The organism is Priestia sp. FSL P4-0332 (assembly GCF_038005845.1).
GTDB lineage: Bacteria > Bacillota > Bacilli > Bacillales > Bacillaceae_H > Priestia.
This window is the reverse complement of sequence record NZ_JBBOUA010000001.1, coordinates 4509229-4531775: the sequence shown is the minus strand read 5'-3', so window position 1 is coordinate 4531775 and position 22547 is coordinate 4509229. Positions and strand designations below refer to the sequence as shown.

General features: G+C 39.7%; 25 protein-coding genes and 1 other annotated feature. Of the genes, 23 read left to right on the top strand and 2 right to left on the bottom strand.

Going from position 1 to position 22547, the window contains the following annotated elements; all coding sequences use genetic code 11:
- Positions 1-72: 72 nt before the first annotated feature.
- The 18 genes from MKY06_RS23800 to pheA all read left to right on the top strand — a co-directional run bounded on the left by MKY06_RS23800 (position 73) and on the right by pheA (position 14675).
- Entirely contained in the window at positions 73-1146 is a 1074-nt protein-coding gene (locus MKY06_RS23800) for an SPOR domain-containing protein (RefSeq protein WP_053487753.1), read from the top strand.
- 110 nt (positions 1147-1256) lie between these two features.
- Positions 1257-1826: a Maf family protein gene (locus MKY06_RS23795; RefSeq protein ID WP_013059347.1), complete on the top strand. Its 570-nt coding sequence runs from the start codon at positions 1257-1259 to the stop codon at positions 1824-1826.
- Between the two features lie 15 nt (positions 1827-1841).
- Complete coding sequence (gene radC / locus MKY06_RS23790; protein WP_013059346.1) at positions 1842-2528, top strand: RadC family protein; 687 nt, start codon at positions 1842-1844, stop codon at positions 2526-2528.
- 229 nt (positions 2529-2757) lie between these two features.
- On the top strand, positions 2758-3783 hold the full coding sequence (locus MKY06_RS23785; RefSeq protein ID WP_013059345.1) for a rod shape-determining protein: 1026 nt from the start codon (positions 2758-2760) through the stop codon (positions 3781-3783).
- Positions 3784-3802: 19 nt separating this feature from the next.
- Complete coding sequence (mreC, locus tag MKY06_RS23780) at positions 3803-4684, top strand: rod shape-determining protein MreC (protein WP_013059344.1); 882 nt, start codon at positions 3803-3805, stop codon at positions 4682-4684.
- Positions 4684-5202: a rod shape-determining protein MreD gene (gene mreD / locus MKY06_RS23775; RefSeq protein WP_289919656.1), complete on the top strand. Its 519-nt coding sequence runs from the start codon at positions 4684-4686 to the stop codon at positions 5200-5202. Before mreC ends, mreD begins: the two co-directional genes overlap by 1 nt.
- Positions 5203-5318: 116 nt before the next feature.
- Positions 5319-6002 carry a septum site-determining protein MinC gene (gene minC, locus MKY06_RS23770; RefSeq protein ID WP_013059342.1) on the top strand — a complete coding sequence of 228 codons (684 nt, stop codon included), beginning with the start codon at positions 5319-5321 and terminating at the stop codon, positions 6000-6002.
- Positions 6003-6004: 2 nt separating this feature from the next.
- Positions 6005-6805 carry a septum site-determining protein MinD gene (gene minD, locus MKY06_RS23765; protein WP_013059341.1) on the top strand — a complete coding sequence of 267 codons (801 nt, stop codon included), beginning with the start codon at positions 6005-6007 and terminating at the stop codon, positions 6803-6805.
- Between the two features lie 120 nt (positions 6806-6925).
- Entirely contained in the window at positions 6926-7708 is a 783-nt protein-coding gene (locus MKY06_RS23760; protein WP_013059340.1) for a M23 family metallopeptidase, read from the top strand.
- A complete protein-coding gene (locus MKY06_RS23755) occupies positions 7701-8567 on the top strand; it encodes a M50 family metallopeptidase (protein ID WP_053487751.1) in 867 nt (288 codons plus the stop codon). Before MKY06_RS23760 ends, MKY06_RS23755 begins: the two co-directional genes overlap by 8 nt.
- An 83-nt stretch (positions 8568-8650) precedes the next feature.
- Entirely contained in the window at positions 8651-10120 is a 1470-nt protein-coding gene (locus MKY06_RS23750; protein WP_098476299.1) for an Rne/Rng family ribonuclease, read from the top strand.
- Positions 10121-10198: 78 nt separating this feature from the next.
- Positions 10199-10270 (top strand) — a sequence feature (ribosomal protein L21 leader region).
- Positions 10271-10284: 14 nt separating this feature from the next.
- Entirely contained in the window at positions 10285-10593 is a 309-nt protein-coding gene (gene rplU, locus MKY06_RS23745) for a 50S ribosomal protein L21 (protein WP_013059337.1), read from the top strand.
- A gap of 9 nt (positions 10594-10602) precedes the next feature.
- On the top strand, positions 10603-10935 hold the full coding sequence (locus MKY06_RS23740; protein WP_013059336.1) for a ribosomal-processing cysteine protease Prp: 333 nt from the start codon (positions 10603-10605) through the stop codon (positions 10933-10935).
- Between the two features lie 16 nt (positions 10936-10951).
- Entirely contained in the window at positions 10952-11245 is a 294-nt protein-coding gene (gene rpmA / locus MKY06_RS23735; protein WP_013059335.1) for a 50S ribosomal protein L27, read from the top strand.
- A 171-nt stretch (positions 11246-11416) separates the two neighbouring features.
- Entirely contained in the window at positions 11417-11953 is a 537-nt protein-coding gene (locus MKY06_RS23730; protein WP_029320103.1) for a Spo0B C-terminal domain-containing protein, read from the top strand.
- A 51-nt stretch (positions 11954-12004) separates the two neighbouring features.
- Positions 12005-13291: a GTPase ObgE gene (gene obgE / locus MKY06_RS23725; RefSeq protein WP_013059333.1), complete on the top strand. Its 1287-nt coding sequence runs from the start codon at positions 12005-12007 to the stop codon at positions 13289-13291.
- A 33-nt stretch (positions 13292-13324) separates the two neighbouring features.
- Complete coding sequence (locus MKY06_RS23720) at positions 13325-13774, top strand: ACT domain-containing protein (RefSeq protein WP_013059332.1); 450 nt, start codon at positions 13325-13327, stop codon at positions 13772-13774.
- 28 nt (positions 13775-13802) lie between these two features.
- The gene (pheA, locus tag MKY06_RS23715; protein ID WP_013059331.1) at positions 13803-14675 is read left to right on the top strand and encodes a prephenate dehydratase; all 873 of its coding nucleotides are present in this window, start codon (positions 13803-13805) and stop codon (positions 14673-14675) included.
- Positions 14676-14704: 29 nt separating this feature from the next.
- Here pheA and MKY06_RS23710 read toward each other — a convergent pair whose 3' ends face one another.
- Positions 14705-15250, bottom strand: coding sequence for a transcription repressor NadR (locus MKY06_RS23710; protein WP_098476298.1), 546 nt, complete (start codon positions 15248-15250; stop codon positions 14705-14707).
- 15 nt (positions 15251-15265) lie between these two features.
- Positions 15266-16402: an IscS subfamily cysteine desulfurase gene (locus MKY06_RS23705; protein ID WP_098476297.1), complete on the bottom strand. Its 1137-nt coding sequence runs from the start codon at positions 16400-16402 to the stop codon at positions 15266-15268.
- Between the two features lie 89 nt (positions 16403-16491).
- Here MKY06_RS23705 and nadB point away from each other — a divergent pair, with 89 nt between their 5' ends.
- The 5 genes from nadB to MKY06_RS23680 all read left to right on the top strand — a co-directional run bounded on the left by nadB (position 16492) and on the right by MKY06_RS23680 (position 22473).
- Positions 16492-18036 (top strand): L-aspartate oxidase, encoded by a 1545-nt coding sequence (gene nadB, locus MKY06_RS23700; protein ID WP_013059329.1) that lies wholly within the window; start codon positions 16492-16494, stop codon positions 18034-18036.
- Between the two features lie 36 nt (positions 18037-18072).
- On the top strand, positions 18073-18966 hold the full coding sequence (gene nadC / locus MKY06_RS23695; RefSeq protein ID WP_013059328.1) for a carboxylating nicotinate-nucleotide diphosphorylase: 894 nt from the start codon (positions 18073-18075) through the stop codon (positions 18964-18966).
- Entirely contained in the window at positions 18923-20023 is a 1101-nt protein-coding gene (nadA, locus tag MKY06_RS23690) for a quinolinate synthase NadA (protein WP_098476296.1), read from the top strand. Before nadC ends, nadA begins: the two co-directional genes overlap by 44 nt.
- 214 nt (positions 20024-20237) lie before the next feature.
- Positions 20238-21518 (top strand): SafA/ExsA family spore coat assembly protein, encoded by a 1281-nt coding sequence (safA, locus tag MKY06_RS23685; RefSeq protein ID WP_098314697.1) that lies wholly within the window; start codon positions 20238-20240, stop codon positions 21516-21518.
- A complete protein-coding gene (locus MKY06_RS23680; protein WP_228541022.1) occupies positions 21508-22473 on the top strand; it encodes a phosphotransferase in 966 nt (321 codons plus the stop codon). Before safA ends, MKY06_RS23680 begins: the two co-directional genes overlap by 11 nt.
- Positions 22474-22547 lie beyond the last annotated feature (74 nt).

Below are 22547 nucleotides of genomic sequence, written 5' to 3'. Positions count from 1 at the left end.
AAACCTTTTGTAACAAGACGACAAATGTCTTGTTATTTTTTTTTTCTTCTATGATAGCATGGAAAAAAGTGTATGTTTTATGTCGGTTTACCTCAGCTTGCAACCGGTACTAAGACTACGTTAACTAAAGGCGGTGGGGCAGTGGACAAGCAGGAACGAAAAATTTCAATTAAAATCAACGGTCAATCCAAGGAAGAACAAGCGCCAGAAAAAGACGAGTTTACGTGGGTTCTTCCGGAACCGGGATCCACAGATTCTCATGTGGAAGAAAATAAAGTGGTGTTTATTGAAGATGTAAGAAATGAAAAAAAGAAAAAGCCGCGATTACATCCTAAAAATGTTTCGATTAAAACGGTAAACGGCGGTGTGATCAAACGAACAGCTGTGATTGTACTGCTAGCAGTCGGAATAGGCAGCGGCATCGGTATGGTTGGTGTGAAAATGATGACAGGAAGCGAACAGCCTGTAAGCAAAGCACAAACAAGTGAGCAAACGAAAGAAGAAAAAGCTTCTCAAACAGCGTCTACCACTGAAAGTGTTGGTAAAGCTGAAAAGAAAAGCGAACAGGAATCGAAGGGGACATCAGCTGCTGCTTCTACTTTAGAACCTTTTTCCTTTTACATTGTTCAAGCAGGTGCTTTTTCATCAAAAACTGCTGCTAATAAAGCAATGGATAAATGGAAAGAAGAGAACGAAGCAGGCGAGATCTTTTCACCTAAAACCTATTCTCTTGTCGTTGGTGCTGCCACTGGAGAAGAAAAAGCGAACGCACTTAGTAAAACGTATAAACAACAAGGTAAAGATGTATATGTAAAGTCTTATGAAATTAAGCCCACTAGCGAATTAGGGAAAAAAGATCAAACGGTTATAACAACAGCGCAGCCGTTTATGGCTAATCTCTTAGATCAATCTGCTAAAGCGATTGAAGGACAGCGGGTAGCCGATATCAAATCTCTGAAAAAAGAGCTGACAAAAGTTCAGAAAGAAGCGTCAAATGAAGACATTAAAACCATGGTGAGCACCCTTCAAAAAGCTGCTGCTTCTCTTTCTTCATATGAAGACAATAAAAGCAGTAAAGATGCTTGGCTTGCTCAGCGATACGTGTTAAAAGCTCTTCAGCAGTATGAAAGCCTTGTAACGTCTTAACAAGTGAGGTAGTGTAATGCTGCCTCACTTGTTTATTGTCATTTGGAGATGAAATTGCTAAAATAACGGTGTGTCCTTCTTTTTTAAATCAAAATGCAAAGGTGAGATGTATGAAACAAACATTAATTTTAGCCTCAGGCTCTCCTCGTCGAAAAGAATTACTTCAGCAGCTTCACATTCCCTTTACCGTTCACGTTAGTACAATTGAAGAAATCGTCAATCCATCATACACTCCGTCCGAGGTAGTAATGGATTTAGCTAGGCAAAAAGCAGTGGACGTTGCTTCGCATCATAAAGAGGATATTGTCCTAGGTGCCGATACAGTTGTCGTATATGGCAATCGTATTTTAGGAAAGCCAAAAACGAAACAAGAAGCGATTGAAACACTTACGATGCTGTCAGGTCAAAAACATCAGGTATTAACTGGAGTAGCGTTCGTATCAAATGCAAAAGTTCATACGTTTTATGAACAAACAGATGTAGAGTTTTGGCCGATTGAACAAGATGAAATCGTACAGTACGTAGAGTCAGGAGAGCCTATGGATAAGGCTGGTTCTTATGGAATTCAAGGTCTCGGTGCTGCGCTAGTTAAAAAAATTGAAGGAGACTATTTCTCCGTGGTGGGCTTGCCGCTCTCCCGAACAATACGTGAGCTAAAACAATACGGTTTCGTTTACTAAAAAGGAGTGGCGAAATTGGATCAATCATTGTTAATTAAAGATTTCCCTCAAGATGAAAGACCTCGAGAGCGCCTTGTGTCAATGGGTGCTTCTAGTCTTTCTAACCACGAGCTTATTGCTATTTTGCTGCGCACTGGAACTAAAGATGAATCTGTTCTTCAGCTGTCCAATCGCATATTAACGCATTTTGAAGGTCTTCAACTTTTGCAGCATGCATCGCTTGATGAAATGATGAATATTAAAGGTATCGGACCTGCAAAAGCAATTCAAATTATAGCGGCTATTGAAATAGGTAAGAGGATTGTACAGCGGAAATCTAGTCAGCGATATACCATTCATGGCCCTGAAGACGGAGCTAATTATGTGATGGAAGAAATGCGCGTGCTGTCTCAAGAGCATTTCGTCTGTTTATACCTCAACACGAAAAATCAAGTTCTCCACAAGCAAACCATTTTTATCGGAAGCCTCAATTCATCTATTGTCCATCCAAGAGAAGTATTTAAAGAAGCCTTTCGTCGTTCAGCTGCATCCCTTATTTGTATTCATAATCATCCCTCCGGCGACCCTACTCCCAGCAGAGAAGATATAGAGGTAACGAAGCGCTTAAAAGAGTGCGGATTTATCATAGGAATTGAATTGTTAGATCATTTAATTATCGGAGATCGAAAATATATTAGTTTAAAAGAAAAAGGATACATGTAAGGCTATGCTTTTTAAAATCCTTGGGTTATAATAGTAGTCATGATTTTAAATGACAAGTTCTTTACAATCATTCGTTATTAATAGACAAAGTATGACTTTTTATCATACAATATTTGGCGTTGACATCTATGAAAAAAGTATAGAAAATAAAAAATGTTACTTATGAAATGAAGAAATTGAATTATGGAATTTTTACCTTTGCATTTTGGTAAGAGAAAGGAAGAGACACATGTTTGGAATCGGTACTAGAGACCTTGGAATAGATTTGGGTACTGCAAATACGCTCGTTTATGTAAAAGGAAAAGGAATTGTTGTGCGTGAGCCGTCTGTTGTGGCTTTGCAAACTGATACAAAACAAATCGTTGCGGTAGGTAACGATGCAAAAAATATGATTGGTCGTACACCTGGGAACGTAGTAGCCCTTCGTCCAATGAAAGATGGAGTTATTGCAGATTACGAAACAACTGCGACGATGATGAAATATTACATCAATCAAGCTCAAAAAACAAAAAGTTTGTTTGCGGGTAAGCCGTATGTAATGGTTTGTGTACCTTCTGGCATTACAGCTGTTGAGAAACGTGCCGTTATTGATGCGACTCGTCAGGCTGGCGCGCGTGATGCGTATACAATTGAAGAACCGTTTGCTGCAGCAATCGGCGCCAATCTACCGGTTTGGGAGCCAACGGGAAGTATGGTAGTAGATATTGGCGGAGGAACAACAGAAGTTGCGATTATTTCTTTAGGAGGAATCGTAACATGTCAGTCAATCCGTATCGCTGGGGACGAGATGGATGAAGCGATTATTCAATATATTCGCAAGAATTACAATTTAATGATCGGTGAGCGTACGTCAGAAGCATTAAAAGTAGAAGTCGGTTCTGCCGGAATTCCAGAAGGTATTGAAAACATGGAAATTCGCGGACGTGACTTACTAACAGGTCTACCGAAAACAATCGAAATTTCAGCAGAAGAAATTGCAGAAGCGCTAAAAGATACAGTGGCTTCTATTGTAGATTCAGTAAAAAGTACATTAGAAAAAACACCACCTGAACTTGCGGCGGATATTATGGATCGCGGTATTGTATTAACAGGCGGTGGCGCATTGCTACGTAATTTAGATAAAGTTATTAGTGAGGAAACAAATATGCCGGTTGTCATCGCAGAAGATCCGCTTGACTGTGTTGCAATTGGAACTGGTAAAGCGTTAGAACACATTGATTTATTTAAAAATCGTACAAGCGATTCATATCGCTAAATATTAAGAGGTGTAGATCGTGCCACAATTTTTCTTAAATAAACGTTTAGTTATTTTATTAGTCAGTATTATTGTATTAGTGGCATTGATTGGTTTTTCGTTAAATGGTCGTAAAAATGTAACGTGGCCTGAACAGTTTGTCAAAGATACGGTTGGTCTTGTTCAGGCTACCTTTAATGAACCCGCACAATTTGTAGCGGGTTTCTTTCAGAATGTAGGTGACTTAAAGCGTACATACGAAGAAAACGAGGTATTAAAAGCCCGTTTAGACGAACGCATGCAATTAGAAACGAAAGCCAACGCTTTGCAGCAAGAAAATAAAAAATTAAGAGCACAGCTCGACAAAAAAACGGATTTAAGTCAATACAACCCAATCGAAGCAACAGTTATTGCTCGTAATCCAGACCGTTGGCATGAGGTAATTGCCATTGATAAAGGGACGGTTCATAATGTGCAGGAAAATATGGCTGTTATGACTCCTGAAGGGCTGATTGGTAAAGTGAAGCATGCATCTAAGTTCACATCTACTGTGCAGTTAATTAGTTCATCAGATCGTACAAACCGTGTATCTGCTAAAATTCAGGCTAAAAAAGAAGTGTTTGGTTTAATTGAAGGCTATGATGATAAAGAACAGGCGCTTGTTATGCGTCGTATTCCATTTGATGCTGATATTAAAGAAAAGCAAAAAGTAGTAACGTCTGGTCTAGGACAAGAAGACGGTATTTTCCCTAGCAATCTTCCAATTGGCGTTATCACAAAAATTGAGCCTGATGAATATGGATTAACGAAAAAAGCTTATATCAAACCTGCTGCTGACTTGTATGACTTAGATAACGTAGTTGTAGCTAAAAGAAGTGCGCCCGCTGCTGAAGACGATTTAGGGGCGGAGGAGGCTAACTGATGAGGCGGTTTGTCCTTCCTATTCTCGTGCTTGTCGTTTTTATGTTTGAAAGTATCTTTGTTAATTTTGTCGCCATGGCATCACCATGGCGAGACTGGATTCTATCGCCTCATTTTGTTGTAGTGGTACTGGCTTTTATGTCAGTGTATTATCACCCAAAGCAAGCGATGCTATATGGGGTAATCCTTGGATTCATGTACGATATTGCCTTTACGGATGTCTTAGGAGTATACGCGCTTGGATTGCCGGCCGTATGCTATATCGTATCAAAACTAATGAAGATTTTTCAGCAAAATACGCTTATCGTAATCTGCATGTCGCTATTAGCTGTAGCCATTATTGAGTTTTATGTATATGGAATTAATAGCATTATTAATATATCTGATATGACCATTGGTCGCTTCTTGCAAGAGCGATTTTACGCAACCATCATTTTAAATGCCATATTTGCACTCATTTTTGCATTTCCGCTTCAAAGATGTTTTCAATATTTCGCTAAATTTATCGATGAACGCTGATCGGAACATATATTACGCTTCTCGTTCATGATAGGATAAAAATGCTGATTGAAGAAACGAAAAAAAGGAATTGAGTAAGTCTCTGTCGAAATTATATATTCGTTGAGGTGAGCGTCTTGAATAAACAAAAGCAACAAAATGTGACAATTAAAGGAACAAAAGATGGATTAACGTTGCATCTCAATGATACATGTTCATTTGCAGAGCTTTTGACGGAACTTAAGACGAAGCTTTTGACAAATAAGCATGGCGATGCCGATCAGATCGTCACAGTGTATGTCAAAATCGGAAATCGTTATTTAACTACAGAGCAGGAAACCGAATTGAAGGCGCTCATAGAAGAAAATCAGTATTTAGTAGTTAAACAAATTGATAGTAACGTTATTTTAAAGCAAGATGCAGTCCGAGTAAGAGAAGAAAGTGAATTAGTATCTGTTACAAAGGTAGTTCGTTCAGGACAGGTTCTCCATGTAGAAGGCGATTTGCTTCTAGTCGGAGACGTAAATCCCGGAGGAACCGTTGTAGCTGGAGGAAATTTATTTGTATTAGGTGCTTTAAAAGGAATTGCTCATGCAGGATATCGAGGCAATAAAAACGCCGTTATTGCTGCATCGTTAATGAAACCTTCACAGCTGCGCATTGCTGATATCATTACCCGATCAGAAGAAGAGCGCAGTGAGAAGGAAGAGAATATAATGGAATGTGCATACTTAGATGATAATGATCAAATGGTGATAGATCGCGTGCAAACTTTACCGCATCTAAGACCGAATTTGACCAGGGTAGAAAGGAGAATTTGACAGTGGGAGAGGCTATTGTTGTTACGTCTGGTAAAGGTGGAGTTGGAAAAACAACGACATCAGCCAATTTAGGTACTGCTCTAGCATTAGCTGGAAAGCGCGTGTGTCTAGTAGACACTGATATCGGCTTACGCAACTTGGATGTTGTAATGGGGCTTGAAAATCGTATTATTTATGATCTTGTAGACGTGGTAGAAGGTCGATGCCAACCGCAAAAAGCCTTGATTAAGGACAAGCGTTTTGAATGTTTGTACTTACTTCCTGCTGCTCAAACGAGTGACAAAACAGCTGTTCAACCAGAACAAATGAGAGAGTTAGTTCTTCAGTTAAAGCAAGACTATGACTATGTGGTTATTGATTGCCCAGCTGGTATTGAACAAGGCTATAAGAATGCCGTAGCTGGCGCTGATAAGGCACTCGTTGTGACAACACCGGAAGTTTCAGCTGTTCGTGATGCTGACCGTATTATTGGATTATTGGAGCAAGAGGATATCGAGTCTCCAAAACTGGTTATTAACCGAATCCGTAGTCATATGATGAAAAATGGAGACATGCTGGACGTGGAAGAAATTTCTCAGCTTCTGGCTGTTGATTTAATTGGAATCGTTGCTGACGATGAAAATGTTATTCGTGCTTCTAACAACGGTGAACCAATTGTCATGGACCCATCAAGCAAAGCATCAATTGCATATCGTAATATTGCAAGACGTATTCTAGGTGAAACGGTTCCTCTTCAATCGTTAGATGAAGAAGATAAGGGAATGTTTGCACGTATTAAACGATTCTTTGGTGTTCGTTCTTAAAAAGCTTCCGATAGAGGAAGCTTTTTTTATTTGTGTGATTTTGTAGAGTCAAGCTGTCATAAGCTCCACGGACAAGTCATATAGTTGATTATACGATAAGAACAAGGAGAATGATGAATCATGAATCGACGTGCTGATGAAATCCGTAAACGAATTGCTGAGCGTAAGCGAAAACAATTAAATACAACGAAGCGTCTTCCTCAAGAACCTCTTCATACGTCCTTAATGAGCGAAGAAGAAAAATATGGATCGATGGATTATTCTGCGGTTGAATACACACCATCAGCAAAGGAATATCACCCGTTATTTCGAAAAGACCGCTTTTTATTTAAAATCTTAGCTTCAGCCTGCTTAGTGTTAATTGTAGGGATTATGTTCAAGAACGCTTCTCCTACTTTTGAACAGGCCAGAGTGGTGGTTCAACAAACAATGGATAAAGAATTTCAGTTTGCAGCTGTTTCCTCCTGGTACGAAGATAAGTTTGGGAAGCCGTTAACGCTATTGCCGAATAAAGAGTCTAGCAAAACGGAGCAAAGTGTAAGCGGAGAATATGCTACTCCAGCTTCAGGGAAAGTAACGGAAACATTTGCTCAAAGTAAGCAAGGCGTGACGGTTCAAACAGGATTGGATTCGGTTGTAGAAGCAATGAGTGAAGGTATCGTAAGGTATGTAGGAAAACGTGATGATACTGGGAATACCGTTATTATTCAACATGCCGATGGAACCGAAACTTGGTATGGACAGCTCAAAAAAATCAATGTTAGTATGTATGATTTTGTAAATAAAGGCAAAGAAGTAGGAATTGTGGAAAACAGTAAAAAAGGCGATGCTGGAACATTCTATTTTGCTATTAAAAAAGGCGATAAGTTTGTGGATCCTAGTCAGGTGATTCAATTTGAATAGTGCTTTTTCGTTATTGATGAAAATTCACATTCATCCATTGTTTTGGGGGGTTTTCGTAATTGGTATCTTAACGGCTACGGTAAAGCAGCTTTTTTTGTTATTTATTATTGTAATTATTCATGAACTGGGCCACGCCGTAGCGGCTCAGTGTTTTTCTTGGCGGATTCGCAGAATTATGCTCTTACCTTTTGGGGGAGTAGCAGAAGTAGATGAACATGGGAATCGTCCATTTCGAGAAGAGTTTATTGTGACAATAAGTGGACCTCTTCAGCATCTCTGGATGTTTGGAGCTGCTTTCTTATTAATGAAAATAAATGTGTTGTCTTTGGAAACGTATGAGCAATTTATGTTTCAATGCACGGTGATTTTACTGTTTAATCTTTTGCCCATTTGGCCATTGGACGGAGGGAAGCTGCTTTTTTTAATTTGCAGTCGGTCTTTACCATTTTTAGAAGCGCATAAGCTCGCGCTCCGGTTATCAACGTTTTTTTTAGCTGTCGGTATTATTTACGCCGTCATTATGTATCCTTTTCAGCTGCACTTATGGATTGTTATTTCATTTTTAATTATATCCGGATATTTGGAATGGAAGAGCAGGCAATTTGTCTACATGCGCTTTTTGTTGGAGAGATATCATGGCAAAGAGCATCCAATTGGAGCTTTAAAAACGTTAAGTGTATCAACCAGTGAGACGCTCCATCAAGTTCTGCAAAAATTCCAAAGAGGTTGTAAGCATATGATTATTGCTACATCTCAAACAGGCGAGCATGTACAGATTGATGAAAATGAACTTTTACACGCTTACTTTGTAGAAAAAAGAACAAATAGCCAACTAGACGAACTTGTAACAGTTTACTGATTTCTAGTAACATAGAATAGAATGAAAAAAGTTCGGTTGCACTGACCGAACTTTTTCCTGTGAATTTAGATTAAAGTGAGGCAATGTATGTGAAGGCATGTATTATTAACGCGGCTACTTCTTCAAAACGTATAGCCGTGATAAACGATAAAGCACTAGAAAAAATCTATTTAGAAGAACAAAGCGAGAATCAAATTATTGGTGATATATATTGGGGTAAAGTAGTAAAAGTACTGCCGCATATGCAAGCAGCCTTTATCGATATCGGTTTATCAATGAACGGGTTTATTCATCGAAATGAACTTGTATCCTATCAGCAGTCAGAGAATCCTCACAAAGATCAGCAGCCGATGTCTGCTTTTATTCGTGAAGGAGAAAAAGTATTGGTTCAAGTTGTAAAAGAAGGCATTGGGACAAAAGGGCCCAAGCTGACGGGTATCATTGAATTTTCTTCTGATGAGCTTGTATATTTACCGCACGGAAACTATGTCGCTGTATCCAAAAAAATAGCTGAGCCAAAACGACAACAGTGGAAACAGCTTGGTGAGCGGTTAAAACAGGGGATGGAAGGCTTTTTATTTCGAACAGCGATTGCAGAAAAATCAGAAGCCGCGGTCCAACATAAAATAAAAGAGCTACAGAAAAAATATGAGCGCCTTGAACGACAGACACAGGGAATGAAAGCTCCTGCCCTAGTCAGCAAAGGACAAGATTTTCTCGAAACAAGAGTGCAAGCTGCACTTCAACAAGGAATTGATGGGATAGTAGTAGATGACTTCGACCTATATCAGCATCTTCAAACTACCTACTCTAACTTGTCAATAGAGTACTATAAAGGAAATGAAAATATTTTCTCTTTTTACGATCTGGAACGGCAAATAGAGAAGCTTTTAAAGCGAATCGTGTGGCTCAAAAGCGGAGGCTATATCGTTATTGACGAAACGGAAGCGATGACGGTCGTGGACGTGAACACGGGGAAGTTTTCAGGAAAAGATAATATTCGAAAGACAATGCTTCAAACAAATATGGAAGCTGCGTATGAACTGTCCAAACAGATGCAATTACGTCACTTAGGCGGCATGATCTTAATTGATTTTATAAATATGCCTCATAAAGAAGATCGGACAGAAGTAGAAAGATACATGAAAAAGCTATGTGAACAAGATGAAGTGCGGACGAATATAGTTGGCTTTACAGAGCTTGGCATATTGCAATTAACGCGGAAGAAAGTGCGCAATAGTATTGGATCAACATTAACTATGCCTTGTGAAGTATGTGAAGGAACCGGTAAAATGATTGATTCCAAAACGGCTGCTTTTCAAATTGAACGTGTAATTTGGGAAAATCGCGGCGCGGAAGAAGAGGCTATTTGGATTGAGACGCGAAGTGATGTTATAAATGAAATGAAGGCTCAAGGATTTCTCAACGCTTTAGAGAAAATGGTAAAAAAAACCATATACCTTACACCAAGCGATGATTATACAAACGCATTTGTTTTGCGTCAATTGGGGTCGAATGAGCAGATCCAAAAAAGGGTCTCTGCTTCTATATAAAATTTTAGAAGAAAACATGAATTCCAATTGACACTAACCTTTGATTTGTAGTAAGATTTAATATGTTGGTTTGTAGCACCCGTGCTACAACCGCTCAGAACAGGTTTTAAGTTCACTTGAACACCTGTGATGGCGAGTCTTAGTTTTTAGAGGAGGTGCAGAGAATGTACGCAATTATTGAAACTGGTGGTAAGCAAATTAAAGTAGAGGCTGGTCAAGCAATCTACGTTGAAAAACTTGCTGGTGAACAAGGCGAAACAGTTACTTTTGACAAAGTATTATTTGTAGGTGGCGACAGCGTGAAAGTTGGTGTTCCTTTCGTAGAAGGTGCAACAGTTACGGCTAAAGTTGAAAAACAAGGTCGCGCTAAAAAGATCACTGTATTTAAATACAAAGCAAAGAAAAACTATCGTCGTAAGCAAGGTCACCGTCAACCTTACACAAAAGTTGTAATCGACGCTATCAACGCGTAATTATAACAAATGATTAAGGTGACGATTTCTCGTGATGCAAATAAGAAAGTTGACGGGTTCACGATGAGTGGACATGCTGACTTTTCCGAACACGGAAAAGATCTTGTTTGTGCGGGAGCATCTGCAGTTTCATTTGGGACAATTAATGCTATCTTTTCAATAAGTGGGGTTGAACCGCACTTAGAGCAAGGTGGAGATGGTGGGTATCTCCGTTGTGAGATTCCAAAAGATGTGGATTCGTTCACATTGGAACAGATTCAATTGCTATTAGAAGGTATGGTTGTTTCACTGAAAACGATCGAATTAGATTACAGTAATTATATAAAAATTAACGACAACTAAACAGGAGGTGGATGTCATGTTAGTAAGATTAGACCTTCAATTCTTCGCTTCTAAAAAAGGAGTAGGTAGTACTAAAAACGGTCGTGATTCAATCTCGAAACGTCTTGGTGCTAAACGTGCTGATGGCCAATTCGTATCTGGTGGTTCAATTTTATACCGTCAACGCGGTACTAAAATTTACCCAGGTGCAAACGTAGGTCGTGGTGGAGATGATACTTTATTCGCTCAAATCGACGGTATCGTTAAATTTGAACGTTTCGGTCGTGACCGTAAAAAAGTATCTGTATACCCTGTTGCTCAAGAAGCATAAGATACAAAAAGAAAACTCTAACCCAAGTAGGTTAGAGTTTTCTTTTTGTAGAATATTTCACCTATTACCCATTGGAATTTGTTATAATCGAACATATCTAAGAAGATTGATACGAGATGTTTGTCAGCGTTGTGAAATACTTATGCTCGAGTCAAAGTTAGGAGTGCTAAGATGGAAAAAGAATGGGATGTCGTAGAGGTATTAAGATACGCGCGGCATGATTGGTTAAATAAGCTGCAATTAATCAAAGGCAATCTAGCGTTGAATCGGCTTGATCGAGCGAATGAAATCATTGAAGAAATTGTAAATGAATCCAAACATGAATCCAAGTTAACAAACATCAATATGCGACTGTTTGCGGGCTTTGTTATGACCTATCATTGGAATAACCATGCTGTTCGCTTAGATGTGGAAGTGCTCGGAGAATTGAAGGATTTATCACAATACGATGAGTTCGTATACAACTGGTGTTGCTATTTGACAGAAGCACTCGAAAAATATGTTGATTATCATGCAGAAAACTATTTGAGTATTTCAGTATGCATTGAAGAACGGGGAATTCGTTTCTTTTTTGACTTTAGTGGAATACTAACAGATATACAGAAGCTACAAAACAAGCTACAATGTTATGAGTGCGCTCAAGGAGTTGCATTGGTTGAACAGCATATGTCTGAAGATGAATTTAGCCTTATGCTCACAATAAGTTAACAGCGCTTTTGCTATTGCAGGAGCTAAGATATAGAACGGAGTGAAAAAGAAATGTTTGTAGATCAGGTCAAGGTATATGTAAAAGGTGGCGACGGAGGAAATGGAATGGTTGCCTTTCGTCGCGAAAAGTACGTACCAAAAGGAGGTCCTGCAGGTGGTGACGGTGGTCACGGTGCAGATGTCATCTTTGAAGTAGAAGAAGGATTACGTACGCTGATGGATTTCCGCTATAAGCGTCACTTTAAAGCAAGCCGCGGTGAACATGGAATGTCAAAAGGACAGCACGGACGTAACGCTGAGCCGATGGTTGTAAAAGTTCCACCAGGTACGGTTGTGTTAGATGAAGATACGAACGAAACGATTGCTGATTTAGTTGAGCACGGCCAGCGCGCAGTGATTGCTAAAGGTGGACGCGGAGGGCGTGGGAATACGCGTTTTGCTACACCTGCAAATCCAGCACCGGAGCTTTCAGAAAATGGAGAGCCAGGTAAAGAGAGAAATGTAATTCTTGAATTAAAAGTATTAGCGGATGTAGGATTAGTTGGTTTCCCAAGTGTTGGAAAGTCAACGTTATTATCCGTAACGTCTGCTGCAAAGCCAAAAATTGCTGAATATCATTTTACAACAATTAATCCGAATTTAGGAGTAGTTGAAACAGAAGATAATCGCAGTTTTGTGATGGCGGATTTACCAGGGCTAATCGAAGGTGCACATGAAGGGGTAGGATTAGGTCATCAGTTTTTACGTCACATTGAACGTACCCGCGTTATTGTCCATGTAATCGATATGTCAGGTTTAGAAGGCCGTGATCCATATGAAGATTACTTAACCATTAATGAAGAGCTGCGTCAATATAATATGCGTTTAACAGAACGTCCGCAAGTAGTGGTAGCAAATAAAATGGATATCCCGCAAGCTGAAGAGAATCTAGCTGCATTCAAAGAAAAAGTAGGAGACGAAGTGAAAGTCTTTCCAATTTCTGCAGCAACACGTGATGGAATCCGCGAACTGTTATTTACAGTAGCTGATCTTGTAGAAACTACGCCGGAATTCCCAATGCAAGAAGAGGAAGATCTATCTATGCACCGCGTACTGTACAAGCATGAAAAGAAAGAAGTGGAATTTGTTATTACGCGTGATAGTGATGGCTCATACGTATTAAGCGGTGAAAAAATCGAAAAATTATTCAAGATGACTGACTTCTCACGTGAAGAATCAGTTCGTCGATTTGCGCGTCAGCTTCGAGGCATGGGCGTCGATGAAGCCCTTCGTGAACGAGGAGCAAAAGATGGCGATATTGTAAAGCTGTTTGAATATGAATTTGAATTTATTGACTAATTGTTGTTCATAGGATAAGGGGAGGGGCTTTACTTGCATAAGAGCGATAAGCAGTTTTATTTAGTTCGCGAAGATGTATTACCAGAAGCGATGAAAAAAACATTGGATGCGAAGCTGTTAATTGAACGGGGAAAAGCTGAATCGGTAGCAGATGCCGTACAAGCCGTAGACTTGAGTCGCAGTGCTTTTTATAAGTACCGCGACACGGTCTTTCCGTTTCAGACGGTTGTCAAACAGCGAATTATTTCACTATTTTTTCATATTGAAGATCGATCAGGAACTTTATCACATTTATTGAGCACCGTTGCATCATCGGGATGCAATGTGTTAACGATTCACCAAACCATCCCTTTACAAGGGCGTGCCAACGTAACTCTTTCATTAGATACAGCAAGCATGAATGTTGAATTAAATGAAATGCTGCGAAGACTGAAAAGCTTAGAGTTTGTAGATAAAGTGGACGTGCTTGGTTCAGGGGCATAATGGCAAACAGATATAGATAAGGAGAGGCATGATTGTGGGGAAAGTAGGATATTTAGGACCAAAGGCAACATTTACACATGTAGCCGTCCAAGGCGTATTTAAACAGCACGACCATATTCCATACAAAACAATTCCAGCATGCATTGATGCAGTGGATAACGGAGAAATTGAGTATGGAATTGTACCGTTAGAAAATGCACTTGAAGGATCTGTAAATTTAACACTTGATTATCTTATTCATGAACGTCGTCTGCCGATTGTTGGGGAAATTGTGCTTCCAATTCGTCAGCATTTAATGGTTCATCCATCTCGTGCAAAACAGTGGAAAAACATTGAAACGATTTATTCTCATCCTCATGCAATTGCGCAGTGTCATAAATTTTTACACGGAGAATGTACGTCAACTGCAGTAGAAGAGATGACATCAACGGCGTTTGCTGCGAAGTATGTAAGCGAACACCCTGAGCTTAATATTGGAGCTATTGCGAATGGGTTAGCAGCCCATGAATATGGATTACATATTGCCTGCCCGAACATTCATGATTATGATCATAATACAACAAGATTTGTTATTTTGCATAAAGATGGAGGGCAAGAGGTGCCATTTTTAGCTGGAAACGGGTGCAAGACAACGTTAATGATTACACTTCCATCTGATCAGGCAGGAGCGCTTCATCAAGTGCTTTCAGCCTTCTCCTGGCGTAAGCTAAATCTGTCTAAAATTGAATCCCGTCCTATGAAAACAGGGCTTGGAAACTATTTCTTTATCGTTGATATTGAACAAAAAATGGATGAAGTATTAATCCCTGGGGCTATGGCTGAACTTGAGGCACTAGGCTGTAGCGTAGAGCTTTTAGGAAGCTATCCCCATACACTACTTGAAACAGAAATCCCGCTTTAAAGCGGGATTTTTTTTGTTATAACACCTTTTTATTCATTCGAAACTAAATAGCCTTCCTCTTCAAGAGCTAAGCAGGCAGCATTCAGTTTTTCAATTGTATCTGCTTCAATGGTATGAAGGTGAATCCCATCTGTTAGCTGAGATAAATAAGTTGCGTTTGTTTCTTGAATTTTTTCTATGAACGTTTCTACTTCTTTTCGGGTTTGAATCATAACGGAAGCCGTTAATTCACCATACACAGGGTGTTCAACGGTTACATCTTTTACGAGAACGCCGTGGTCAACAAGCAGGAGAAGCTCCTTTTCAGCATCTTCTGGCGTATGCTGACAGGCAATAATTCGCTGATGCATGGTAGTTTGAGATGGATTTTGAATATAAATATATCCTTGGCTTGTTGCGATAATGGGCTCATTTTTAGCTTTAAGCAGTGAAATATCTTGTACAATGACTTGGCGGCTAACGTTTGTTCGTTTCGAAAGCTCACTGCCTGTCATTGGTTTATTCTCTGTTTGTAACCATTGTAGAATAAGTTCTCTTCTTTCTTCTCCAAGAATTTTCTTTTGAGTTCCTGGCACCTTTAATCCCTCCTTTTACACTGTCATAAATTCTTGCTGTAATAAATGAAAAACGGATATGAGTCGATCAATATGCTTAAACGTTGAATGTTGACTGAATGAAATACGTACAAAGTTCTTAGCATTCGCAGTCGATTTCCCAATCGCAAGTAGAGAAGCTAATGGTTCCTGCTGATTTACATGACAGGCACTTCCCGTAGATATAGCAATTCCGTGACGATTACATTGTAACATAACATATTGACCCTGTATGTTTGAAAACGTCAGTCCAATAATTCCAGGAAAATGAGAGTTCCCAAGACCTTCTACTTCTATAAAAGGAGCAAGAGGTTCTAGGTTTTCCAGTAAGTACGATTTTAAGCGCTCATAATGGCTTCGGGCGGTCTTCATTTCTGCATATGCGCATTCAGCTGCTGCAGTAAAGGCAGCAATGCCCGCTGTATTTACAGTCCCAGGGCGAAAGCCTTTTTCATGAGTGGCTTTATGGTAAATAGGCTTCCAAGAAGAACTTGAATTCATGTATACCATTCCTACACCTTTTGGTCCGTAAATTTTATGACTAGAGACTGAGATGCTATCAGCTTTCAGCTTTTTAACATCAATAGGAAGCTTACCGAAAGATTGAACACAATCACAGTGAAAGAGAATTTCTTTTTTAGATAAAAAATGGCCAATATCCTCAACTGGCTGAATTGTACCGAGCTCATGATTGATATGCTGAATGGCTACTAGCACAGTGTCAGGTCGAATAGCTTTCTTTAAGTCGTCTACAGACACAACTCCGTTTTGATCTACAGGTACGTAAGATAGGGAAAATCCTTCTTTTTCAAGCTGCTGCAACGTATGAAGAACCGAAGAATGTTCAAGCTTCGTTGTCACTATATGTTTTCTTTCGTCATTTTTTCCTTTTAAAAGAGAATGAATAGCTAAGTAATTAGCTTCTGTTCCCCCGCTTGTAAAAAAAAGATCATCCTCTCGACAATTTACTAACAGGCTTAATTTTTTTCTGCATAGCGTAAGTAAATTCTCTGCTTGTGTTCCAAGTGTGTGAAGGCTGCTGGAGTTTCCATAATAGCTTGTTGCCGCTTCAGTATATACTTCAATTGCTTCTTGTCTCATTGGCGTTGTTGCTGCATAGTCCAGATAAATCATTTTCTCCCTCCGATAAAAAAACTTCTTGTCTTTCATTTAATAATATGTAAATATAGGTGTCAAGACACATGTAAATAAAGAGGTGTAAAATGTTAGAGACGGATGTTTTAATTATTGGAAGCGGATTAGCAGCGTTTTCTGCAGCTTATGAACTGTGTCGTCATAACAGAGTTGTAATGGTAACGAAAGGGAAAATTGACCGCAATAACTCAGTTCTTGCTCAAGGCGGAGTAGCAGCTGCTATTGGAAGCAGCGATCACTGGAGTGAACATCTCTATGATACGTTGGTTGCGGGCAATAAGCATTGCAATGAACAAGCGGTACGCACTTTAGTGGAAGAAGGTGCGGCTGTAGTAAATGAATTGATTCATAAAGGAATGAAGTTTGATAAAAATCCAGATGGTACGCTGCATTTTGGAAAAGAAGGAGCCCATCGTATGAATCGTATTCTGCATGCAGGTGGCGATGCAACAGGACAAGCCCTGTTCGCTTTTTTGAAAAAAGAAGTACTGCCATATATTACAGTGATTGAAAACGAAATGATTCAGCATTTAGTAACTGTAGATGGAACGTGCAGAGGTGCTATCGGACAAGGTGAAAACAACAAAATTACTATATATCATGCTCGCCAAACGGTTATTGCTACCGGAGGAATCGGCGCTTTGTACAAGCATACATCTAACCAGCCGCTTGCGACAGGAGATGGGCTAGCGCTTGCGTACAGGGCTGGAGCAAAATTAGCGGACTTAGAATTTGTTCAGTTTCATCCGACGCTTTTGTATCAAAAGGAAGCGAAAGGTCTAGTATCCGAAGCGGTTCGAGGGGAAGGTGGCGTGCTGGTAAATGAATGGAATGAACGCATAATGGAAGGCGTTCATCCCTTTAAGGATTTAGCACCGCGAGATGTTGTAGCAAGGACAATTTTTAATGAAATGAAAAAAGGAAGATCCATATTTTTAGACATTGAAAAAGTGGCTCATTTCCAACGAAAATTTCCTACGATTACGGCACTGTGTCGAAAGTATAAAATTCAACTGGACAAAAAACGAATACCTGTTACTCCCGGCGCACATTTTTTAATGGGTGGAATTGAAGTAGATGGTTACGGACAAACAAGTGTTGAAGGATTGTATGCTGTGGGGGAAGTTTCTTCTACAGGCGTTCATGGAGCAAATCGTCTAGCAAGCAATTCATTGTTAGAGTGTCTTGTATTTGGAAAACGGACAGGGCGTCATATTTTACATAAAGCGAGAACGGTATCTCGTTATGTCCCCGTCCATTACGTCTATAAAGGCATGCCTAAAATACTGCCTGCCACAAGACAAATTCAGCATAAAATGATGGATTGTGTAGGAATCATTCGTCATGAAAACGAATTGGCTACTATTGTGCATGAATTCACAAATTATCTGGATGGAATACCTCTTGATCAAGAAGTTATATATTCGAGGGAAGCTGCGACCATCTGCAATATGCTAACTGCAGGTCTGCTTATTGCAGAGTCCTCTCTTGCAAGAAAAGAAAGTAGAGGAGGACATTACCGAAGTGACTTTCCGCATGAAAACCAAGAATGGGAGCATAAGCGAATTATTAAGCAGTCTACTGCTTCAACAAAACAGTCATTGATTTTATAAGCAAGGAAATTTAAAAAGAAAGGTGAAGGTAGCACAATGAACACGTTGAAATTACAAAAACTATTGCAGTCTTTTTTTATAGAAGACATTGGAGATGGAGATATAACCTGTGAAGCTATTTTTTCTCCGTCTGACCAAGGGAAAGCTGTGTTCACGGCAAAGCAATCAGGTATTATCGCAGGAGTGGAATTGATTAAAGAAGGATTTCATTTAATAGACCCTGACGTGAAAGTGAATTTCGAGAAAAAAGATGGAGATGTTCTTAAGCCTGGCGATAAAATAGCTACCGTTTCAGGACCCGTGCGATCTATTTTGACCGGTGAACGGGTAATCTTAAACTTACTTCAAAGAATGAGTGGCATTGCCACGATGACGCACAAAGCCGTAGCGCTGCTTGGCAGCTCACATACGCGCATATGTGACACGCGAAAAACAACGCCTGGTATGCGAATGTTAGAAAAGTATGCTGTTCGTGCTGGAGGAGGTTATAATCATCGTTTTGGATTGTACGATGGCGTCATGTTAAAAGATAACCATATTGCACATGCAGGATCTATTCTAGACGCTGTTGTGAAAGTAAGAGAGCAGGTTGGACATATGGTTAAGGTGGAAGTAGAAATTGAAAACAAAAGTCAATTGCTAGAAGCAATAGAGGCAGGAGCAGATGTCATTATGTTCGATAACTGTTCTCCAGAAGTCATTAAAGATTGGATACCACTGGTTCCCGCTCATATTGTCACAGAAGCATCCGGTGGAATTACGCTTGGCACGCTCCATTCTTTTAGAGACAGCGGAGTGGACTATATTTCACTTGGAGCTTTAACGCATTCAGCAGGGTCTATCGATATCAGCTTGGACTTATTAACAGAAAGGGGAACAGGAAATCATGAGTTTATTACAAACGCTTCAGCAGCAAACGCTGCCCGCTAAATATACGCAGCTCACAGAAAATGAAATGAAAAGAAGAGTACTAGAAATCAAGAAAAAGCTCGGAAGCAAATTGTTTCTGCTCGGCCATCATTATCAAAAAGACGAAGTGTACGAATTTGCAGATGCGGTAGGAGACTCCTTACAGCTGGCTCAAATAGCAGCTGAAAATAGAGAAGCTGAGCATATTGTGTTTTGCGGCGTTCACTTCATGGCAGAAACAGCTGATATTTTAACAGCTGAAAATCAAAAAGTCATTTTACCCGATATGCGCGCTGGCTGTTCAATGGCTGATATGGCTACTATTCAGCAAACAGAAAAGGCATGGCCTGTCTTACAGGATCTTTTCGGAGATACGATTATTCCGCTTACGTATGTGAACTCTACAGCTGCAATTAAATCTTTTGTAGGCGAACATGATGGTGCAACAGTAACATCGTCAAATGCAAAAAATATGGTGGAGTGGGCATTTTCTAAAAAAGAGCGCATTCTCTTTTTGCCAGATCAGCATTTAGGCAGAAACACTGCTTATGATTTAGGTGTTGGACTAGATGAAATGGCCATTTGGAATCCTATTGATGAAATGCTTGAATATGAAGGGGATATAAACAACATCAAGGTGATTCTGTGGAAAGGTCACTGTTCTGTGCACGAAAATTTCACGGTTAAAAATATTGATTATTTACGCGAGAAGCAGCCTGATATGAATATTATTGTTCATCCGGAGTGTTCTTATGAAGTGGTGCAAAAATCAGATTATGCAGGTTCTACAAAATATATTATTGATACAATTGAAAAAGCTCCTTCAGGCTCTAAATGGGCCATTGGCACGGAAATGAACTTAGTGAAACGGATTATCAACAGTCATCCGGATAAAGAAATTGTTTCGCTTAATCCTTATATGTGTCCTTGTTTGACGATGAACCGAATTGATTTGCCTCACTTGCTGTGGGCTTTAGAAAGCATCGAAGAAGGAACAGAAGTGAATCAAATCAAGGTGGATAAACATACAGCACAAGGGGCGATCAAAGCGCTAACGAATATGTTAGAACGAGCATAAAGATTTTTAAGACAATTAAAAAGAGAAGGTCTAAAAGAAGACTTATTGACATATTGTTTGTGTTGATAAGTCTTTTTTTCTTTATCATAAAAACTTGAACCAAACTGTGGGCGAAATGAATAAAAAAATGGTTCAAGGCATATCTTGTGATGAACAAACAGAACTTACTTTGATTTTGCACATATAGATGGCAGAGACTCTACTCGGGAGGGGAATGACGTTGAAAATCCATATCGTTCAAAAAGGGGATACCCTTTGGAAAATCGCTGAAAAGTATGGGGTTAATTTTGAAGAGTTAAAAAAAGCGAATTCTCAATTAAGCAATCCAGACATGATCATGCCTGGAATGAAAATTAAAGTTCCGACAAGCGGAGTGCCTGTTCAAAAAGAAGGAGCTCCTTCACCTGGTATAAAAGAAATGCCTAAAGTTCAACATCCTTATAGTGACCAATCCACAAAAGCTTATCCAGTAACGGAAATTGATGAAAGTCCAGATGAGAAAAAGTCAGCTAATCAGCCTGCTCAAACACCGTTTATGCAACCGATAAAAGAAGCACCAATTGCGCAGCCAAAGAAAGAAGCACCGATTGCTCAACCGAAAAAGGAAGCGCCGATTGCGCAGCCAAAAAAAGAAGCACCGGTCGCACAGCCTAAAAAAGAAGCACCAATTGCGCAGCCTAAAAAAGAAATGCCAGTTGCGCCAAAGCTTCCTAAATTAAAGCCAATTGCACCTGAGATTGATATTAACAATTATTACACCGTTAATATGGCGATGCAGGCTCCAAAAAAAGAAGCACCAAAAGAACTACCCAAGCATGAATCGCCAGAAAGTCCTGAGATGGAGAGTATAGAAATGCCTCCTCAAATGCCATGTTACCCAATCATGCCGATATCGCCTGTGATGCCAGGCTACGGATTTAATTATATGCCGTGTCATCCGCCAATGTATGCACCGCAGCCATATCCAATGCCAATGTATCAACAGGCTCCAATGTATCATCACGGTTATGAAAACGAATCGTTTGAAGAACATGCAATGGGCGCTCACATGGCACCGATGCCAATGTATCCAATGATGCCACACAGCTGCTATGGACCGGTACAATGTTCTCCTTGTCCGCCTCCATGGGGATATCAGCAGCCCGTTTATCCGGCCTATCATCAAGCACCGATGTATCCACAAGTACAAGGAGCTATGACAGGTGGCCATTATGAAAGTTCTTCCGATGGTTTTGGAAACGCACCTTACCATTATGGGCAGCAATATGCGCCACAGCAGCAAGGAGACTGCGGATGCGGTGAACCAAGACCTGACGACTATGCACCACAGCAGCCTTATCCACAGTACCAACAGCAGGTACCTTATGGCTTTCAGGACCCAAGGGCACCCTATCTAGCCCCATATGGCATGATTGGTGTACCTTCGTATCCTGCGTTTGACCCAAATGCATTTAGTATTCCAGAATATGATGAGTACGACGAAGATGAAGATTGATTATTATAGACGAGACGATTTTAATTTAAATCGTCTCTTTCTCTATTTGAAAAAAAGAGATATTCACGTTGAGACCTACCGTATGAAAAAGCCTCATGTCATCATAGCGGATACGAATAAAGGAAAAAAAGTAATAAAAGCATACAGAGACAAAGGTAAAATTGAACATGTTTATCATTTTTTATCTCAGATTCAACAAGGGTACGCTGTTAATTTCGAAGCTTACCCAGAAGGGGAACTTTATATAAAGGACCGTCATTTGTATTGGGCGATGATGCCTTTTGTTAAGCAAGTAAAAGAGGTAACGTATGAAAGTTTTCAGGATCGCGAAGAAGTATTACAAGCATTGATCCGCTATCATGGAGAAGTTCATAAAAAGAAAATAGCCGCGTATACAAAGCTTTCTGAGTATGATCTTATTTTAAAATGGAAAAAGCGGCTTTCCTCTTTTCGAGAAACCTCACATATATTTAGGGAATTTAATCAATTTCATGTATATAAAGACATTGTGACTTGGGGAGAAAAAGCTTTAGTCTTAATGGAACGTTTCAAAGATAGTGGGTTGAACTGTTCCATTATTCACGGTGACGTTGCTTCACATAATTTCTTGAAAACAAACCACTTGGGTATTGTTATGATTGATTTTGACTTATCGGCTAAAGCTCCTGCTCTTTATGACTATGTTCAGCTTGTCCAGCGCTTTTTGCCTTACGTCCAGTGGTCGATGAAAGAACTACTTCAACACTCGAAAATAAAAGAATTAAGCAAGCAGCGTTTTTTTCTTGCTTCTTTACTATTTCCATCGATGCTGATGAGAAACTGGAATGTAAATGTCTCTGCTTTATCATGGGCAAATCGCCAAAGGTTAATGCAGCAATCAGTCGAAGAATGGTCACAGCGTACACATTTTTATCGAGTGATTTACCAGCACTTACAAAACCTACATGACATGTAAAGAGTTTATAAACACTTCATCGAATAAGAAACGGCTCGTCTTTTAATCCTAATAGTAAGCTCAGAGTAAATAGA

Excerpts from the sequence above, each read along its gene's own strand:
- MKY06_RS23800 (WP_053487753.1), top strand. The coding sequence starts at position 73 with ATGTTTTATGTCGGTTTACCTCAGCTTGCAACCGGTACTAAGACTACG.
- MKY06_RS23795 (WP_013059347.1), top strand. The coding sequence starts at position 1,257 with ATGAAACAAACATTAATTTTAGCCTCAGGCTCTCCTCGTCGAAAAGAA.
- MKY06_RS23785 (WP_013059345.1), top strand. The coding sequence starts at position 2,758 with ATGTTTGGAATCGGTACTAGAGACCTTGGAATAGATTTGGGTACTGCA.
- mreD (WP_289919656.1), top strand. The coding sequence starts at position 4,684 with ATGAGGCGGTTTGTCCTTCCTATTCTCGTGCTTGTCGTTTTTATGTTT.
- MKY06_RS23760 (WP_013059340.1), top strand. The coding sequence starts at position 6,926 with ATGAATCGACGTGCTGATGAAATCCGTAAACGAATTGCTGAGCGTAAG.
- MKY06_RS23750 (WP_098476299.1), top strand. The coding sequence starts at position 8,651 with ATGTATGTGAAGGCATGTATTATTAACGCGGCTACTTCTTCAAAACGT.
- rplU (WP_013059337.1), top strand. The coding sequence starts at position 10,285 with ATGTACGCAATTATTGAAACTGGTGGTAAGCAAATTAAAGTAGAGGCT.
- MKY06_RS23740 (WP_013059336.1), top strand. The coding sequence starts at position 10,603 with ATGATTAAGGTGACGATTTCTCGTGATGCAAATAAGAAAGTTGACGGG.
- rpmA (WP_013059335.1), top strand. The coding sequence starts at position 10,952 with ATGTTAGTAAGATTAGACCTTCAATTCTTCGCTTCTAAAAAAGGAGTA.
- MKY06_RS23730 (WP_029320103.1), top strand. The coding sequence starts at position 11,417 with ATGGAAAAAGAATGGGATGTCGTAGAGGTATTAAGATACGCGCGGCAT.
- obgE (WP_013059333.1), top strand. The coding sequence starts at position 12,005 with ATGTTTGTAGATCAGGTCAAGGTATATGTAAAAGGTGGCGACGGAGGA.
- pheA (WP_013059331.1), top strand. The coding sequence starts at position 13,803 with ATGATTGTGGGGAAAGTAGGATATTTAGGACCAAAGGCAACATTTACA.
- MKY06_RS23705 (WP_098476297.1), bottom strand. The coding sequence starts at position 16,402 with ATGATTTATCTGGACTATGCAGCAACAACGCCAATGAGACAAGAAGCA.
- nadB (WP_013059329.1), top strand. The coding sequence starts at position 16,492 with ATGTTAGAGACGGATGTTTTAATTATTGGAAGCGGATTAGCAGCGTTT.
- nadC (WP_013059328.1), top strand. The coding sequence starts at position 18,073 with ATGAACACGTTGAAATTACAAAAACTATTGCAGTCTTTTTTTATAGAA.
- nadA (WP_098476296.1), top strand. The coding sequence starts at position 18,923 with ATGAGTTTATTACAAACGCTTCAGCAGCAAACGCTGCCCGCTAAATAT.
- safA (WP_098314697.1), top strand. The coding sequence starts at position 20,238 with ATGACGTTGAAAATCCATATCGTTCAAAAAGGGGATACCCTTTGGAAA.
- MKY06_RS23680 (WP_228541022.1), top strand. The coding sequence starts at position 21,508 with ATGAAGATTGATTATTATAGACGAGACGATTTTAATTTAAATCGTCTC.